A 15,825-nucleotide genomic window follows, 5' to 3' on the forward strand; every position below is an offset into this window, starting at 1 on the left:
CCTAGCGGATCAGTTGCCGACGCTTCAGGGTCTCGCTCGGCAACTCCTTGAACAGTGCCCGATAGCTGCTGGAAAACCGCCCCAGGTGCCAGAACGACCAATGCATCGCCACCTCCGCCACCGTCGTCTCCAGGTTGCGGCTGCGCAGCAGCTCGTTGCGCGCGCTGTTCAGGCGACGCAACCGCAGCCAGTGGGTCGGGGTCATCCCGGTGAACGCCTTGAAGGCATGCTGCAACTGGCGCAATGAAACCCCGGCGACCTGGGAAAGCTCCAGCAGGTTGAGAGTCTCCTCGGGAGCATCGGCCGCCCATTCGCCGATACGCTTCATGATCCCGCGCTCCTCCGCCCGACGCTGCAACGAGCCATGGTCCAGGCGCACACAGGCGTTATCGAGGATATACAGGCAGTCCTCCAGCAGTTGCCCGGTCAGGACTTCCCGGCTCGGCGGATCGAAGGTCTGTGCCAGGCGCGTCAAAGTCCCGCTCAGCCAGCGACAGAACAGCGCGTTCTGCTGCGAGTTGAGCGGCGCCAGGAACAGCCCCTCCAGCCGCGCGACATCCAGTCCATGATGCTGGACGAATTCCGGCCCGAACACCACCGCCACTTCCTGGTAGTTCTCCGGGGTGATCCAGATATTGCGACTCTCGCCATTGAGCACATAGAGGGCGTTGTCACTGCGATCGAAACAGAACGCCAGCGAGCCCGCCGGCGCGCTGAAATTCTGCTCGACGCGAGTGTTCATGCACTCCTCATAGATCTCCACGCCGTGCAGGTCCAGATAGCGGATCTGCCCGGCGAAATGCCCGGGCGACATCTGCTGGTAATGCTGGACCCAACCCGGTGTCGCACGGATCTGCTCGGCCACGTCGGCGGTATTGAACGCTTGGACCCGCAAGGGAATTGACTCTGTCATGGGCTGACCGTCGCGCACTTTTTTGGTGCGTCTTAGAGCTCAAAAAGTGGATAGATGGAACCACAAAGCTCGCCCAAGATAGTCGTCAATGCGCTGCAGGGGAAGCCTCCCGCCGTTTTCAGGCAAACCGGAGGCCCAACCTGGCGTTGATAAAACCAACGACGAGGTCCTTATGAATGCCCCTTTCGATCAGCTGTCTTCCTGGCTGAAAGAACACAAGATTACCGAAGTAGAGTGTGTGGTCAGCGACCTGACCGGTATCGCTCGCGGCAAGATAGCGCCCACCAACAAGTTCCTGCATGAACGAGGCATGCGCCTGCCGGAAAGTGTGCTGCTGCAAACGGTAACCGGGGACTTCGTCGACGACGATGTCTACTACGACCTGCTCGACCCCGCCGATATCGACATGATCTGTCGACCCGACGCCTCGGCGATCTACGTGGTGCCATGGGCTATCGAGCCGACCGCCATCGTTATCCACGACACCTTCGACAAGCAGGGCAACCCGGTCGAGCTGTCGCCACGCAATGTCCTGAAGAAAGTCCTGCAGCTCTACACCGACAAGGGCTGGCAACCCATCGTCGCCCCCGAGATGGAGTTCTACCTGACCCAGCGCTGCGAAGACCCGGACCTGCCGCTCAAGCCGCCATTGGGTCGTTCGGGGCGTGCCGAGAGCGGTCGGCAGTCGTTCTCCATCGATGCCGCCAACGAATTCGATCCGCTGTTCGAAGACGTCTACGACTGGTGCGAACTGCAAGGCCTGGACCTCGACACGCTGATCCACGAAGACGGTCCGGCGCAGATGGAAATCAACTTCCGCCATGGCGACGCCCTCGACCTGGCCGACCAGATCACCGTATTCAAGCGCACCCTGCGTGAAGCGGCGCTCAAGCACAACGTCACCGCGACCTTCATGGCCAAGCCCATCGCCGACGAACCCGGCAGTGCCATGCACCTGCACCAGAGCGTGGTCGACATCGCCACCGGCAAGCCGATCTTCGTCAATGAAGACGGTTCCAAGAGCGAACTGTTCCTGCATCACATCGGCGGCCTGCAGAAGTACATCCCCAAGGTCCTGCCGATGTTCGCCCCCAACGTCAACTCGTTCCGTCGCTTCCTGCCGGATACCTCGGCACCGGTCAACGTCGAATGGGGCGAGGAAAACCGCACCGTCGGCCTGCGTGTACCGACCTCCAGCCCCGATGCCATGCGCGTGGAAAACCGCCTGCCGGGTGCCGATGCCAATCCGTACCTGGCCATTGCCGCCAGCCTGTTGTGCGGTTATCTGGGCATGATCGAAGGCATCGAGCCCAACGCCCCCGTGGAAGGTCGCGCCTATGAACGCCGTAACCTGCGGCTGCCGATCACCATCGAGGACGCCCTGGCCCATATGGAAGATTGCCCGACCATCGACCGCTACCTGGGCACCCAGTTCGTGCGCGGCTACGTCGCGGTCAAGCGCGCCGAACACGAGAACTTCAAGCGCGTGATCAGTTCCTGGGAACGTGAGTTCCTGTTGCTGAGCGTCTGATCCAGAACCCTTTACCCACGTTAAAAACCATTCAACGAGGTGTCGATATGCGTCTATTGAAATCCGCGATTCCGCTCGCCCTGACGCTGCTGTTCAGCGCCACGGCTCACGCTGAACCGACGGTCAGTGTTTACAACTGGACCGACTACATCGGTGAAACCACCCTCGCCGACTTCCAGGCGCAGAGTGGAGTCAAGGTGATCTACGACGTGTTCGACTCCAACGAAACCCTGGAAGGCAAGTTGCTGGCCGGACGCACCGGCTACGACGTGGTGGTGCCTTCCAACCATTTCCTCGCCCGCCAGGTAAAGGCCGGGGCCTTCCTCAAGCTCGACCGCTCGCAACTGCCGAACTGGAAGAACCTCGATCCGAAACTGCTCAAGCTGCTGGAGAAAAACGATCCGGGCAACGAGCACTCGGTGCCTTACCTGTGGGGCACCAATGGCATCGGCTACAACGTCGAGAAGGTCAAGCAGGTCCTGGGCATCGACCATATCGACTCCTGGGCGGTGCTGTTCGAACCGGAGAACCTGAAGAAGCTGACCCAGTGCGGTGTCTCGTTCATGGACTCGCCGGATGAAGTGTTCCCGGCAATCCTCAACTACATGGGCATGGACCCGCGCAGTTCCAATCCCGAGGACTACAAGAAAGCCGAGGCCAAGCTGCTGACCCTGCGTCCCTACATCACCTACTTCCATTCCTCCAAGTACATCTCGGACCTGGCCAACGGTGATATCTGCGTTGCCTTCGGTTACTCCGGCGACGTGTTCCAGGCCGCCAACCGGGCCAAGGAAGCGAAGAACGGCATCAATATCGCCTACTCGATTCCCAAGGAAGGCAGCAACCTGTGGTTCGACCTGCTGGCGATCCCGGCCGACGCCGCCAACGTGAAAGAAGCCCACGCCTTCATCAACTACCTGCTGGATCCGCAGGTGATCGCCAAGGTCAGCGCCACGGTCGGCTATGCCAACCCCAACCCGGCCGCCCAGCAATACATGGATGCCGACCTGGTGAGTAACCCCGAGGTCTATCCACCGCAGGAAGTGCTCGACAAGCTGTATATCTCGACCACCCCGAAACCGGAAATCATGCGCCTGATGACCCGCTCCTGGAGCAAAGTGAAGACCAACAAATGATCCATGACAGCACGATGGAACATGCCCGTTCCTATTACGCTGCGTCCGTCCACTCGATGCCGGAGCGCCCCCGGCTCGAGTCGCAACTGACGGCCGACGTCTGCGTGATCGGCGGCGGCTTTACCGGCGTCAACACCGCCATCGAACTGGCCCAGCGCGGACTTTCGGTGATCCTGCTCGAAGGCCGGCGCATCGGCTGGGGCGCCAGCGGGCGCAACGGCGGTCAGTTGATCCGGGGCATCGGCCATGATGTCAGCGGTTTTGCCAAGTACGTCGGCGAGGACGGTGTGCGTTACCTGGAACGTGCCGGTATCGAGTCGGTGGCGGTGGTCGGTGAACGGATCCGCCAGCACGCCATTGACTGCGACCTGCGCTGGGGTTTCTGCGAACTGGCCAATACCCCGGCGCAGTTCGCGGCGTTCCGCGCCGAGCAGGAGCATCTGGCGGAACTGGGCTACAGCCATGAAACGCGCATTGTCGAACCGCGGGACATGCGCCAGGTGGTGGCATCCAGCGTCTATGCCGGTGGTCTGATCGACATGGGCTCCGGCCACCTGCACCCGCTCAACCTGGTGCTCGGCGAAGCCCGGGTGGCGGAGTCGCTGGGGGTACGGATCTTCGAGCAGAGTCCGGTACTCGAACTGGTTCACGGCGATACCGTGCAGGTCCGCTGCGCCGCCGGCTCGGTACGTGCCGGCAGCCTGGTGCTGGCCTGCAACGCGCATCTGGAAGACCTTGAGCCACGGCTGAACGGCAAGGTCCTGCCAGCCGGTAGCTACATCATCGCCACTGAACAGCTGACGCCGGCAATGGCCGCCGAACTGATCCCGCAGAACCTGGCGCTGTGCGACCAGAAGGTCGGCCTGGATTACTACCGCCTTTGCGCCGACCGCCGCCTGTTGTTCGGCGGCGCCTGCCACTACTCCGGACGGGACCCGGCGGATATCGGTGCCTATATGCGACCGAAGATGCTCAAGGTATTCCCGCAACTGGCCGATGTGCGTCTCGACTACCAATGGGGCGGCAAGATCGGCATCACCGCCAACCGCTTCCCCCAGGTCGGACGTTTGCAGCAGCACCCGAATGTGTTCTATGCCCAGGGGTATTCGGGTCACGGCGTCAACGTGACCCACTGGACCGCCCGCCTGCTGGCCGAAGCCATCCATGCCGGCCAGAGCCAGGGCATGGATATCTTCAGTGCAGTACCGCACATGACCTTCCCCGGCGGCAAGGCCCTGCGCTCGCCGCTGTTGGCGCTGGGAATGTTATGGCATCGATTGCGGGAGGTGGTGGGCTGAAAAGGTGACTTCATTCTATCGAAGCAGAAACGCAGGAGCATCAAGAAAACGCCGTTATCCCTTTGTGGAATGACGGCATTTTCTTTCTATCAGCCCTATGTTCAAGAAAACCACATAGAACGATCAAAGCTTTCAAGACCAAGTTAATTCTAGGCAATCGTCACGATAAAGACATCGTGACCAAGAGAGATATCCTCTTCCGTACTGACCTTGGCTTTTTCGTTATTCCTTATACTCTCCAACTCACCCACCGGATTGGTTAACCCATCGAAAATTGCATCCAGCCTGGCTTCAAATTTTCCTGTGCTTTTGTGCCAAATAAAACCCTCCACTCTGGAAACAGCCAGCCCTTTCTGGCTGGCGAGTTCAAAAACCTTAAAAGCGGCGGAGCCAGAAAGCTTCATGACACCACTTCCATCTTGAAGAAAAAACTCTTCACCACTCTCAAAAACTTTAGACCTGTCAACGTTATTCATTTTCTATCACCCAACTAATACGGCTATCCACGACCCAACTCGAATCATTTTTGTCTGAGATCTGAGTCACTTCATCTGTACGATCATTAACCACAACATAATTATTGGGAGGGACTCCGTAAACGGTTGCCGTATCATCTCGCGAAAGCCCATCTATTGTCTTTGTTGCACGTCGTTTATCTACGGTCTTTCCTGCCTCGCCTTTACTGACGACGTCCTTGATTTCTTGCTCTGTCCAGCCACGCGAAAGCATCTGGCTTCTGATTTTATCATCTATAACCAATTTGCTTACGTTATGGCTGAACACCACATAAATCGGCGCCAATCCCGAGCCAACAGGAAAAATATAGATCCCATCGCGGATATCCCACTGATCCACCGCTGGCAGAGTTTCGGCCTTCACCTCGATCGGCGTCAGCGTGATGCCCGTGTAGATCGGAATCTCTACCGGCTGTACCGGCGTTGTCGTTGAACTGCCACCAGGGACCGCAATCGGAAAAACCAGAGTGATTGCCGGTGTGTCCGCGGTCACAAAGGCGTAGGCATTGGCCACCGGGTCCAATGCCAGAACCCTGACGGGCACCTTTGGAGAAACCCCGCCATTGCCTTGCGTGGCAATCACCGAGTACTTCGAACGGTCGCCATAAATCCGATAAGGCAGATCCACCGTGCCTACAGATTCGGCGATCTCCGAGAGGTTATCCGGCAAGTCCGGAATCAAATCCCTGATCGGCACGCTCAGGCTGGTTGGCGGATACAGGTCACTGTTGCCAAGCGACGGTGAATACAGCAGCAAACCAATACCAACGCCTGTTGCACGATCAAGTACGGCGCTGCCAAGGGTTTTCAGGGTCCGGATCGCCACCTGGATGGCAGCTTCCAGTGTCAGCCCGGAGCCCGCCGTGAGTGCAATCGCACCTGCCGCGGCACTGAGCTGAGTGGAGCCTGTCGGCGCAAACTGGAAGGTATGTGCCCTGGCTTGTGCTTCCCTTGCCCTGCGGTGCGCTTCAGCTTCTTCAGCCAGGCGGGCTTGCTCGCCAGCAACGTCTCGCGCACGTTCCACCAAGGCCCCAAAGGCATTCGAGGTGAGACTCAGGTGCCTTGCCGACTCGGACTTCAACAAGGCATCGTGGTAGCTCGCCCATTTCGCGCCAACCTGACCGCTCGCCTGCAAGTGCACCAGGTTGGCCAAGGCCTCCAGCTCCGGCTTGCTCAATGGAGAAACAATCTTGGGGTTTGTGGGTGCAAAGGTGATGGTCACCCCACCACTCTGCCAGGGGGCGGGTGGCTGGATGGGCTGGATCGCGGCAATCTTGCCGGCAATCATATTGTCCAATACTGCTTTGTAGTGGGTCAGTGCCTGGGCCGGGGCCAACCCCGTCACGGAGCCTGCCGCTGCCAGGAATTCAGTTTGAAGAAACTCCGGCAGGAGCTGGACATGAATATCCCGCTCCATACCAATGATGCCAAGATACTGCTCCAGCAGACTCAGCCGAGCAGCACTGTCCGCGGAAACAACCGATTCGGCCTGACGCCTTTTGGCGTCCAGCTCCGCGAGTTTTCCGGCCAGAACATCCATGGATAACGAAAGCAGCTTGAGTTCCAGTGCAGCCCTGTAGACCGCATCAAAAAGAACGTGCAGGTTGCCTATCGACTCTGGAGTAGCCGCACCGGAACTCCAGAGTTCACGCATCTTCTGCCGGGGTAGAACCTCCATCATGAAAAACGGATTATGACCATAGAGGCCATAGATAGCCGGTGCCGTAGAAACATACTTCAGCTTTCTGGACTCTATGAGTTCCAGCACGGCCGCTTGATCGCGTCTTGCCGTTTCCTCCGGAGATAAAGAGCTATCAGCTCTTATGGCCTGTTTTTTTTGCTCAAGCTCATATTCTGTATCAGTCGACACTGTTCTGAGACGCGAGTCATATTCATCGGCGACAGACTGAAAATCCGTTTCGCCGCCCATCAAGTCGGACAGGAGATTCGGTGTGGCCTCACGGATCCTGCCCGGACCTCCCTCCCCTCGTCGTGGCCCCTCCTGAAGCCCCCAGCCGTTGCCGTCTCCTGCGTAGCTTCCACCCACGCCAGTGCCGAAGGTCTGTGGCCTTCCCGCCACGATGTGCAAGGGTCTGATTTCAAACACCTGCCCTGGTACATATCTCTCGTCCGCCATCATCAAGTCTCCACCTACATGATTACCTCCATTCAGAACGTTCACTTTCGTATACTTCGAACGGAGCTGTTGTAAGCAATAAACTTGGCGTCGGAGAGGATTGACCCTTTATTACGTGGGACTGCGGCTACGCATATATTTAACTGCATTACGGAAGGATCCTTCCGTAATGCAAGAGCAATACAAACCAGCGGGTCATTCAGTAGCCCGACAACCTGCGCTGATCTGCGGTTGAAATACCCTCAGACGAGGATGCGCTTGAAAACCACGCTCATGAACTGCCGTAAGGAACGCTCGTCCTTTTCCACCTTGGTACGCAGGACCGCGCCCTGCCAGGCATTCAGGACGAACGACGCCAGTTCCGCGGCAGCCACATCGCGGCCGACCAGATCCAGGTCCTGCGCCTCGCGGATACAGATCTCCAGGCTGCGGGCCCAGCCGGCATACATCTCGGACAGGCGGTCGCGCACCAGCCGGCTCTGCTCGGAGAGTTCGGAAGAGAAGTTGCCGATCAGGCAACCGGAGAGGAACTTGTCATCGACCCGGGCGGCCGCCAGCGCCTCGAAATAATGCCGCAGGCGCACCAGCGGATCGCCCAGGGACTCGTCACTCAGGATCACCCGGTACCGGCCCTTCTGCCAATAACGCTCCAACACTTCGACGGCAAACGCATCCTTGCTGTCGAAGTAGTTGTAGAACGAACCTTTCGGGACGCCCGCCAGGTCGGCGATCTCCTGGACCCCGGTGCCATTGAAGCCCTGGGCGGCGATGATGCTCAGCCCCGCATCGATGAGCTTTTCCCGTACCTGTGATACTGCCATGTCCATTGCACCGTTCGTTGACACGAATAATATGACCGGCCGGTTTTCAGGCCGGCCGATATACGTCTGCCAACAGTTTACCGCAGCTTGCTTCTTCAGCAGCGGTTCGACTCCCCGGTGCGGTCATGGATCACGAGATCAGCTCTGCCCTGGCCGCAATCACCATGATCTCCACCAGCACCTCGGGATGTGCCAGGTTGGCTTCGACCGTGGCCCGGGCCGGTGAGCCGCCTTCCGGCAGCCAGGCATCCCAGACCGCATTCATCGCTGTGAAGTCGCGGCCGATATGCTTGAGCCAGATCTGTGCACTGAGCAGGTGACTCTTGTCGCTGCCCGCCTCGGCCAGCAGTCCGTCGATCTTGGCCAGCACCTGGCGGGTCTGGGAGGTGATATCGCCTTGCAGGTCGCCGGGAACCTGGCCGGCCAGATAAAGCACGCCGCCATGGCTGACTACACCGGACATCCGCGCATTGCTCTGGAAACGTTGAATCGTCATCGGTCGTTCTCCTTGGATAAAATTCAGTGGGTCGTGTGTTCGACCAACCGTACCAGCCGCTGCGCACTGCCAAAGGCCAGGGTCATGCCCAGTGCGCCATGACCGGTATTGAGGTACAGGTTACTGCCTGCGGGGCATTCAAGCACAGGCCTGCCGGTGGGTGTTGCCGGCCGCCAGCCGGTCCAGGGCTGGCAGTCCCCGATGTCCCAGCCTCCACCGAACAGCGCCTCCGTCGAGGCCTGCAACTGCTCGATCCGCGCCGGCGGAATCGACGCATCCATTCCACACAACTCCACCATCCCCGCGACTCGCAGGCGATCGCCGATACGGGCGAACACGGTCTTGCGGCGCATATCGGTGATGCTCACCGTCGGTGCTCGGGTGTGCTCGGTAATCGGCAGGGTAATGCTGTAGCCCTTGAGCGGATACACCGGCAGGCGGCTGCCCAGTTGCGCCAGCAAGCCGGTGCTGTGGGCTCCCGCCGCCAGCACCACCGCCTCGCTGTGCAGCACTTCGGTCCCATCGCGGACATGCCGCAGGTTCAACGCGGTGATCCGCTGACCCTGGCGCCGGAAGCCCTCGACCTGGCGCTCGAACAACAAACGCACGCCCTCCCCGGCCATGATCCGGGCCATTTCGCGACACAGCTTGAGTCCGTCCACCGCGCACTCGCTGTCGGTATGGATCGCGCCATGGAACGCCGACCGATAGCCAGCCAGCGCCGGTTCTATCGCCACCGCCTCGCTGGCGCTGACCGTCTGCTGCCGCGATCCCAGGCCAGCCTGGAAGCGCAGTTGCTGCTGTGCCTTGCCCAGGCTTTCGGCATCGGGGTACAGCACCAGTTTGCCGGTGCGGGTGAAATCGCAATCCAACTCTTGCTCCTGCATGAAGCCATCCAGTGCCTGGCGACTCTCGGTGGCCAGCGCCAGCAACTCCACGGTGGTCTGGCGGGAGACCGAGGTCCGGCAGGCGGCCAGGAACTCCATGCACCAGCGCCATTGCTCCGGGCTCCATTGCGGGGTGAAGCGCAGGGGACCGCTGCGGTCGAGCAGCAGCTTCGGGATACCCGGCAACAGCGACGGATCGGCCAGTGGCTGCACGTAGCTGTAGCTCAACTGCGCGCCGTTGCCGGCCACCGCGCCCATGCCGGGACCGGACGCCTGGTCGACCACCGTGACCCGATGCCCGGCCCGGTGCAGGAACCAGGCGCTGCTCAATCCGACGATACCGGCGCCCACCACACAAATCTCCATTACACCGCCTCCTTGTCCAGCACCCAGCCGCTCGGATTGATCCGGTGCCAGTCGGTCCGCTGCTGATAGGCATGGCCGATGCGCAGGATCAGCGGCTCGGCGAACGCCCGGCCGACCACCTGCATCGACACCGGCATGCCCTGCCCGTCAAACCCCACCGGCAGTGCCACCGAACACAGGTCGAGCAAGTTGGCGAAACGTCCCAGCAAGGCCAGCGGCGTACCGTACTCGTCAACCTGATCCAGCGGTACGCTGCCGACAGCATTGGTCGGGAACACACAGGCATCGACATTCAGCATCGCTTCCTGCATGGCCTTGCGCGCCGCACGACGCTGGTGGTGCAGCTCGATATAGGCCGCCGCGTCGATGGCCTTGCCGCTCAGCACGCGCCGTTGCACATGGGGATCGAAACGCAGATCGGGCTGTTCGAACAGCGTGCCGAGGCTGGCATATCCTTCGGCGCTCATCAGTCCGCCGGCCACCCGCATGCACGACTCCAGCGAGCGTGGCAGTGGCTGCTCCACCAGGTGCATGCCCAGGGCGGCCAGTTGTTCCAGGCCATGATCGTAGGCCGCCAGGATATCCGGCGCAATGGCGGCACGTTCGGCCTGCGGCAAGACCCAGACCCGCAGGCCGGCCACCGGCTGGTCGAGTCCCGCCGCGGCACTGAACACCGGCGCCCGGGCCGAGACCGGGTCCAGCGGGTCCGGGCCGAGCAAGGCGTCGAGCATCCACGCCGCGTCTTCGACGGTGTGGGTGATCGGTCCCACCGAATCCAGCGACGGACACAGCTCGATCAACCCATGGCGACTGATCAGCCCGCGCGTGGTCTTCAAGCCCACCAGGCCGCACATGCCGGCGGGAATCCGTACCGAACCGCCGGTATCGGTACCCAGGGCAGCGCTGGCCAGGCCGCTGGCTACCGCGACCGCCGAACCGCTGCTGGAGCCACCCGGAGCCCGATGGACCTGGCGGTCCCAGGGATTCCAGGGCGTGCCCATCACCGCATTGGTGCCCCAGCCGCCAAACGCGAACTCCACCGTATGAGTCTTGCCCAGGATGATCGCGCCGGCCCGTTCCAGGCGCTGCACGGCCGTTGCCGTGAGCGTGGAGATACGCGGACGTCGCGCCAGCGAACCACCCGTGATGGCCTGTCCGGCGATTTCAAACAGATCCTTGATCGCCACCGGGATGCCGTGCAACGGTCCCAGGTCAACGCCGGCGGCACGCTGGCGATCAGCGGCGATGGCCGCACCCAGGGCACGCTGGCTGTAGGCTTCGACATAGGCATTGAGCTGGTCGTTGAAACGCTCGATACGGGCCAGTTGGGCGAGCACCAGCGCCTCGCTGGTCAGCCGGCCACCGCGCAGCGCCTGCTGCAACTGACCGATACTGTGGAAAGTGCTGTGGTCCAGGGAATTCATGCAGTCAACCTCTCAGGCTTTTGCGGCCACGGGAAAAGCGCTTCTCGAGCACACGCGACAGCAGGGAAAGCGGGAACGCGATCACGAAATAGAACAGGCCGACCAACAGGAAGATATGCATCGGCAGAAAACTCTCCGAGGCAATCGCCCGGGCGGCCAGCATCAGTTCATCAGTGGCGATCAGCGCACACAGCGAGCTGTCCTTGAGGATCGACACATAAGCGTTGAGCAGCGGCGGCAGCATCCCGCGAATCGCCTGGGGCAGGATCACCGCGGTAAACGCCTGGAACGGTGTCAGGCCGACGGCGATCGCCGACTCGCGCTGGCCGCGGTGCAAGGCATCCAGGCCACCGCGCAGGATCTCGGCGATATAGGCGCTGCCCTGCAACCCCAGCCCGAGGACCCCGGCCGCGAAGCCGGACAGAGTCAGGCCCAGGTTCGGCAACGAGAAATACAGCGCCAGCAGCAAGGCCAGTAGCGGCAGCGCACGCATGCCCTGGATGAAGTACACCGCCGAGCGCCGCAGCCAGGCAAACGGGCTGCGCAAGGCCCAGGTCAGCAGGCTGCCCAGCAGCGCCGCCAGGGCAAAGCCCGCCAGCGACAATTTCGCGGTAACCACACCACCTTGCAGCAGGCGTGTCGTCCAGTCGCTCCAGTACTCGGGGTATTGCGCGAAGAAAGCGATCATCGTGCGCTCCCCCAATGCCGTTCAAGGCGGATAAAACCCAGGCCGATGGGCAGGATCATCGCCGCGTAGATACACATCACCGCGAAGTAGATCAGCGAGGTCTGGAAGGTCGAGGTCACCAGGTTGCGCGCCAGGAACATGATCTCGGGTACGGCGATGGCCGAGGCAATGGAGGTGTCCTTGATCAGTTGCGTGACATAGTTGGCGAACGCCGGCAACGAGCGACGCAGCGACTGCGGCAGGAGGATGCTCGCCAGGATCTGCGCACGGGTCAGGCCGATCGCCAGGCCAGCTTCGTACTGCCCGACATGCAACGACTGCAGGCCGCTGCGAAAAATGTCGCAGAGCACCGCACTGCCCACCAGACTCAGGCCGACAATGGCCGCCAGCCAGGCGGGCAGGTTGATGCCCAGGTACGACAGGCCGAAATAGATCAGGAACAGATGCGCCAGGGCCGGCACATTGCGCATCCACTCGATGAAACAGGCGATGCCTGCCCGCACCAGCCGCGAACGGCTGAAGGTCAGCCATACCGCCAGCACCAGGCCGCCGACACTCGCCAGCACCAGGGTGCACAGGGCGATTTCCAGTGCCGCCAGGGCACCGCTCAACAACAGGGGCAACAACCCGAAAAAACTCTGGAGGCTGCTCATCAAGCATTCTCCATGGCCATGCGGCCGAGGAAACTGCGGGTGCGCTCGTGACTGGGATGATCGATCACCTGGGCCGAAGGCCCCTGTTCGACAATATGACCGCCGTCCATGAAGATCACCCGGTCGGCCACGTCCCGGGCAAAGCGCACTTCGTGAGTGACCATGATCATGGTCCGGCCTTCCTCGGCCAGCTCGCGGATCACCGCCAGGACTTCGCCCACCAGTTCCGGGTCGAGGGCCGAGGTCGGCTCGTCGAACAGGATCACCTTGGGTTGCTGCGCCAGCGCCCGGGCAATTGCCACCCGTTGCTGCTGGCCGCCGGACAACTGCTCGGGATAGGCATCGGCCTTGTGCCGCAAATGGACCTTCTCCAGCATCGCCTCGGCCAGTTCATAGGCCTGCTTGCGCGGCATGCCACGGGCCTTGATCGAACCCAGCGCGACATTGTCGCGTACGTTCAAGTGCGGCCACAGGTAGAACAGTTGAAAGACCATGGCGATCTCCAGGCGTTGCGGGGCCATCTCCCGGTCGCTCAGCAAGCGCAGGCGCGAGCCGTCCCGGGCTTGCCCGATCAGTTCATCGCCGAGCCAGATTTCGCCCTGGCTGGGTTTCTCCAGGTAATTGATGCAGCGCAGGCAGGTCGACTTGCCGGAACCGCTGGGGCCGATCAGTGACAGGGTCTCGCCGGCCTTGAGCTCCAGACTGATGCCCTTGAGCACCGCCAGGTCGCCATAGTTCTTGTACAGATCACACACGCGCAGCAGCGCAGGTTCCATCAGGTTGGACATGTTGCTCACCCGCTTTTTCTCGGTCTGGCGCAGGGTCGACAAGACGCCCCTGCGCACCACGCTTTGTTATTGGCAGCCGGGCAGTTTCCAGTCCGCCGGACGGTCGACGCTCAGGCGCAGATCCTTGCCCTGGGGCATGAACCAGACATCCTGGGTCAGGCCGTAGCGAGCCCCGATCTTGCGCATCTCACAGGTTTTCCAGAGCACCTGGATCTGTTCGTTGACCGCCGCCAGCAACTGCGGATTGTCCTTGTTGAAACCGAACACCACCTGCCCCAGGCCGGTCAGCAGCGGGAAGTCCGGGTCGTTGTCGGTGAAGGCATTGAAGTGCAGGTGCCATTGGGCATTGCGCGAAATGGCGTACTGCATGACCGGTGGATCACCGATCACCGCGTCGATACGCCCGGCGAGCAGGTCGCGCACGGCGGCGTCCGAAGTGTCGTAGAGCGTCACCTGCAACCCGGGAATCTTGCGCATTTCAGGAATGAAGGAGAAACCGGTGATGGTGCCGACCTTCTTGCCCTGCAAGTCCTTGAGGGTCTTCCAGTCGGTCTTGTCGGTCTGGGTGATGCCGTTCTTGAAATAATGGATCGGGTCGCTCAGGGCCATGATCTTCGAACGCTGCTCGGTCCAGCCCATGGTCCCGGCCATCACATCCACACGGCGGGCCTGTACCGACGCGATGGTCCCCGACCACTCCATCAGCGCCGGCTTGACCTTCAGTCCCAGTTTCCCGGAAATTTGTTGAAGGATTTCACCGTCATAGCCGACCATCTTGCTATCTTGATAACCGGTCCCCGGCATATCGCCGCTGAACGCAATGGTCAGGCTGCCCGGCTCCACGGTATCCAGCGCGAACGCCGGGGCCGCGGCCAGCAGGGACAGCATCAATCCGGCCCAAAGGCCGGTAAAACGTTGAATGCCAGACTTGTTCATCGTATGCACCTCGTTGGTTTTCTTATTGAACGACAGGACGTTGGGCAGGCCTCCATCCTAGGGCCGAGGGCGGTTTAACCAGTTGGATGCTTTGCACGAATGATTGAATATTTGCGACATTCATATGAAAGCGCGGTCAAGGCCGACGAACAGAGCCTGGTGGCGCGACTTGACCAGCAGTCGCCCTCCTCGCCACACAAGCGTCGCGGCACCGCCGAACTGTCGGTGGGTATCGTGTTGTGGCCGCGTTTCCCCTTGCTGTCGTTGTCCGGGCTGACCGATGCCCTGCGTCATGCCGCCGATACCGGCGACCAGAGCCGGCCGATCCGTTGCGAATGGAAGGTGCTGGGCACGCCGGGGCAGCGGGTCGTGTCCAGCGGCGGGCTGGATGTGCCCATCGACAGCGAGATGGGCGATCCGCAGCGCTTCGACTACATCGTGGTCATCGGTGGCCTGCTGGATTCGCTGGCCGATGTGCCCAAGAGCTACCCGGCGTTCCTGCACCAGGCCGCGGCGGCGGGCGTGCCCCTGATCGGCCTGTGCACCGGCAGTTTCGTGCTGGCCCGCCACGGGCTGATGGAAGGTCGTACCGCCTGCGTGCACGCCTACCATGCCAATGACTGGAAGCGCCTGTTCCCGACGTTGCGCTTCATCACCCACAGCGACTTCCTGATCGACAAAGACCGCATCACCTGTGCCGGCGGCGTCTCGGTAATCGAACTGGCGGTGCATCTGATCGGCATGCACTGCGGCCCGGACCGCGCCGGCAAGGTGGTGCACCAGATGACCGTGGCCAAGAGCGGCAGCGGTAGTTTCCTCGACCGGCGCAAGGCCCTGGGCTACGCCAGTTCGTCCAACCGACGCCTGCACGAAGCGGTGATGCTGATGGAAAAGCATATGGCCGAACCCCTGGAAATCGAGGCGATCGCCCACTGGGTCGGTACCAGCAAACGCCAGCTGGAAAGGTTGTTCATGGCCGAAACCGATACCAGTCCGGCGCAGTTCTACCGCCAGGTACGGCTACGCTACGGACGCTGGTTGCTGGTCAGTTCGGATCGCCAGATCGGCGAAATCGCCTTCGAATGCGGCTTCGCCGACGCGCCGCATTTCATCCGGCACTTCCAGAGCCTGTTCGGCCTGTCGCCCGGCAAATTACGCAAGGAATTGTTGAAACACGCGGGAGAATGAACGTCGAAGAGGCGGATTCACTCAACACCTTTGCATGTTCGAGGTAAT

At 61.2% G+C, this 15,825-nt stretch carries 15 protein-coding genes; 4 read left to right on the forward strand and 11 right to left on the reverse strand.

Going from position 1 to position 15,825, the window contains the following annotated elements:
- Position 1 precedes the first annotated feature (1 nt).
- The gene (locus tag HX851_RS28945) at positions 2–913 is read right to left on the reverse strand and encodes a helix-turn-helix domain-containing protein (RefSeq protein WP_177064151.1); all 912 of its coding nucleotides are present in this window, start codon (positions 911–913) and stop codon (positions 2–4) included.
- A 172-nt stretch (positions 914–1,085) separates the two neighbouring features.
- Between HX851_RS28945 and HX851_RS28950 the strand changes: the two genes are divergently transcribed.
- From HX851_RS28950 to HX851_RS28960, 3 genes are read left to right on the forward strand one after another with little or no spacing between them, the layout of a single operon-like run.
- On the forward strand, positions 1,086–2,444 hold the full coding sequence (locus tag HX851_RS28950; protein WP_017125226.1) for a glutamine synthetase family protein: 1,359 nt from the start codon (positions 1,086–1,088) through the stop codon (positions 2,442–2,444).
- Positions 2,445–2,491: 47 nt separating this feature from the next.
- Positions 2,492–3,580, forward strand: a complete 1,089-nt coding sequence (locus tag HX851_RS28955) for a polyamine ABC transporter substrate-binding protein (RefSeq protein WP_177055589.1) — start codon at positions 2,492–2,494, stop codon at positions 3,578–3,580.
- Positions 3,577–4,878 carry an NAD(P)/FAD-dependent oxidoreductase gene (locus HX851_RS28960; RefSeq protein WP_177055591.1) on the forward strand — a complete coding sequence of 434 codons (1,302 nt, stop codon included), beginning with the start codon at positions 3,577–3,579 and terminating at the stop codon, positions 4,876–4,878. The genes HX851_RS28955 and HX851_RS28960 overlap by 4 nt, the downstream gene beginning before the upstream one ends.
- A gap of 149 nt (positions 4,879–5,027) precedes the next feature.
- On the opposite strand, the gene HX851_RS28965 is transcribed toward HX851_RS28960, so the two are convergent.
- From HX851_RS28965 to HX851_RS29015, 10 genes are all read right to left on the reverse strand, one after another.
- Positions 5,028–5,354, reverse strand: a complete 327-nt coding sequence (locus HX851_RS28965) for a colicin immunity protein (protein WP_177064152.1) — start codon at positions 5,352–5,354, stop codon at positions 5,028–5,030.
- Positions 5,347–7,575: an S-type pyocin domain-containing protein gene (locus HX851_RS33495; RefSeq protein ID WP_218173545.1), complete on the reverse strand. Its 2,229-nt coding sequence runs from the start codon at positions 7,573–7,575 to the stop codon at positions 5,347–5,349. The genes HX851_RS28965 and HX851_RS33495 overlap by 8 nt, the downstream gene beginning before the upstream one ends.
- A gap of 197 nt (positions 7,576–7,772) precedes the next feature.
- The gene (locus tag HX851_RS28980) at positions 7,773–8,351 is read right to left on the reverse strand and encodes a TetR/AcrR family transcriptional regulator (protein ID WP_177064153.1); all 579 of its coding nucleotides are present in this window, start codon (positions 8,349–8,351) and stop codon (positions 7,773–7,775) included.
- 130 nt (positions 8,352–8,481) lie between these two features.
- The gene (locus tag HX851_RS28985; RefSeq protein ID WP_177055597.1) at positions 8,482–8,847 is read right to left on the reverse strand and encodes a RidA family protein; all 366 of its coding nucleotides are present in this window, start codon (positions 8,845–8,847) and stop codon (positions 8,482–8,484) included.
- Positions 8,848–8,870: 23 nt separating this feature from the next.
- The gene (locus tag HX851_RS28990) at positions 8,871–10,100 is read right to left on the reverse strand and encodes a D-amino acid dehydrogenase (protein WP_177055599.1); all 1,230 of its coding nucleotides are present in this window, start codon (positions 10,098–10,100) and stop codon (positions 8,871–8,873) included.
- Positions 10,100–11,524 (reverse strand): amidase, encoded by a 1,425-nt coding sequence (locus HX851_RS28995; RefSeq protein ID WP_177064154.1) that lies wholly within the window; start codon positions 11,522–11,524, stop codon positions 10,100–10,102. Before HX851_RS28995 ends, HX851_RS28990 begins: the two co-directional genes overlap by 1 nt.
- A gap of 4 nt (positions 11,525–11,528) precedes the next feature.
- Positions 11,529–12,212: an amino acid ABC transporter permease gene (locus HX851_RS29000; protein WP_177055604.1), complete on the reverse strand. Its 684-nt coding sequence runs from the start codon at positions 12,210–12,212 to the stop codon at positions 11,529–11,531.
- On the reverse strand, positions 12,209–12,865 hold the full coding sequence (locus HX851_RS29005; protein ID WP_177064155.1) for an amino acid ABC transporter permease: 657 nt from the start codon (positions 12,863–12,865) through the stop codon (positions 12,209–12,211). Before HX851_RS29005 ends, HX851_RS29000 begins: the two co-directional genes overlap by 4 nt.
- Entirely contained in the window at positions 12,865–13,653 is a 789-nt protein-coding gene (locus HX851_RS29010; protein ID WP_256262294.1) for an amino acid ABC transporter ATP-binding protein, read from the reverse strand. Before HX851_RS29010 ends, HX851_RS29005 begins: the two co-directional genes overlap by 1 nt.
- A gap of 66 nt (positions 13,654–13,719) precedes the next feature.
- Complete coding sequence (locus HX851_RS29015) at positions 13,720–14,589, reverse strand: ABC transporter substrate-binding protein (RefSeq protein ID WP_177064156.1); 870 nt, start codon at positions 14,587–14,589, stop codon at positions 13,720–13,722.
- A gap of 111 nt (positions 14,590–14,700) precedes the next feature.
- On the opposite strand from HX851_RS29015, the gene HX851_RS29020 reads away from it, so the two are divergent.
- Positions 14,701–15,777 carry a GlxA family transcriptional regulator gene (locus HX851_RS29020; protein WP_256262295.1) on the forward strand — a complete coding sequence of 359 codons (1,077 nt, stop codon included), beginning with the start codon at positions 14,701–14,703 and terminating at the stop codon, positions 15,775–15,777.
- The last annotated feature ends 48 nt before the right edge of the window (positions 15,778–15,825 follow it).

It is taken from the genome of Pseudomonas gingeri (genome assembly GCF_013385635.1).
GTDB lineage: Bacteria > Pseudomonadota > Gammaproteobacteria > Pseudomonadales > Pseudomonadaceae > Aquipseudomonas > Aquipseudomonas gingeri_A.

Coding starts and splice junctions, on each gene's coding strand:
- HX851_RS29015 (WP_177064156.1), bottom strand. CDS start 14,589: ATGAACAAGTCTGGCATTCAACGTTTTACCGGCCTTTGGGCCGGATTG.
- HX851_RS28955 (WP_177055589.1), top strand. CDS start 2,492: ATGCGTCTATTGAAATCCGCGATTCCGCTCGCCCTGACGCTGCTGTTC.
- HX851_RS28985 (WP_177055597.1), bottom strand. CDS start 8,847: ATGACGATTCAACGTTTCCAGAGCAATGCGCGGATGTCCGGTGTAGTC.
- HX851_RS28965 (WP_177064152.1), bottom strand. CDS start 5,354: ATGAATAACGTTGACAGGTCTAAAGTTTTTGAGAGTGGTGAAGAGTTT.
- HX851_RS28980 (WP_177064153.1), bottom strand. CDS start 8,351: ATGGCAGTATCACAGGTACGGGAAAAGCTCATCGATGCGGGGCTGAGC.
- HX851_RS28945 (WP_177064151.1), bottom strand. CDS start 913: ATGACAGAGTCAATTCCCTTGCGGGTCCAAGCGTTCAATACCGCCGAC.
- HX851_RS29005 (WP_177064155.1), bottom strand. CDS start 12,865: ATGAGCAGCCTCCAGAGTTTTTTCGGGTTGTTGCCCCTGTTGTTGAGC.
- HX851_RS28990 (WP_177055599.1), bottom strand. CDS start 10,100: ATGGAGATTTGTGTGGTGGGCGCCGGTATCGTCGGATTGAGCAGCGCC.
- HX851_RS29000 (WP_177055604.1), bottom strand. CDS start 12,212: ATGATCGCTTTCTTCGCGCAATACCCCGAGTACTGGAGCGACTGGACG.
- HX851_RS28950 (WP_017125226.1), top strand. CDS start 1,086: ATGAATGCCCCTTTCGATCAGCTGTCTTCCTGGCTGAAAGAACACAAG.
- HX851_RS28960 (WP_177055591.1), top strand. CDS start 3,577: ATGATCCATGACAGCACGATGGAACATGCCCGTTCCTATTACGCTGCG.
- HX851_RS28995 (WP_177064154.1), bottom strand. CDS start 11,524: ATGAATTCCCTGGACCACAGCACTTTCCACAGTATCGGTCAGTTGCAG.
- HX851_RS29010 (WP_256262294.1), bottom strand. CDS start 13,653: ATGTCCAACCTGATGGAACCTGCGCTGCTGCGCGTGTGTGATCTGTAC.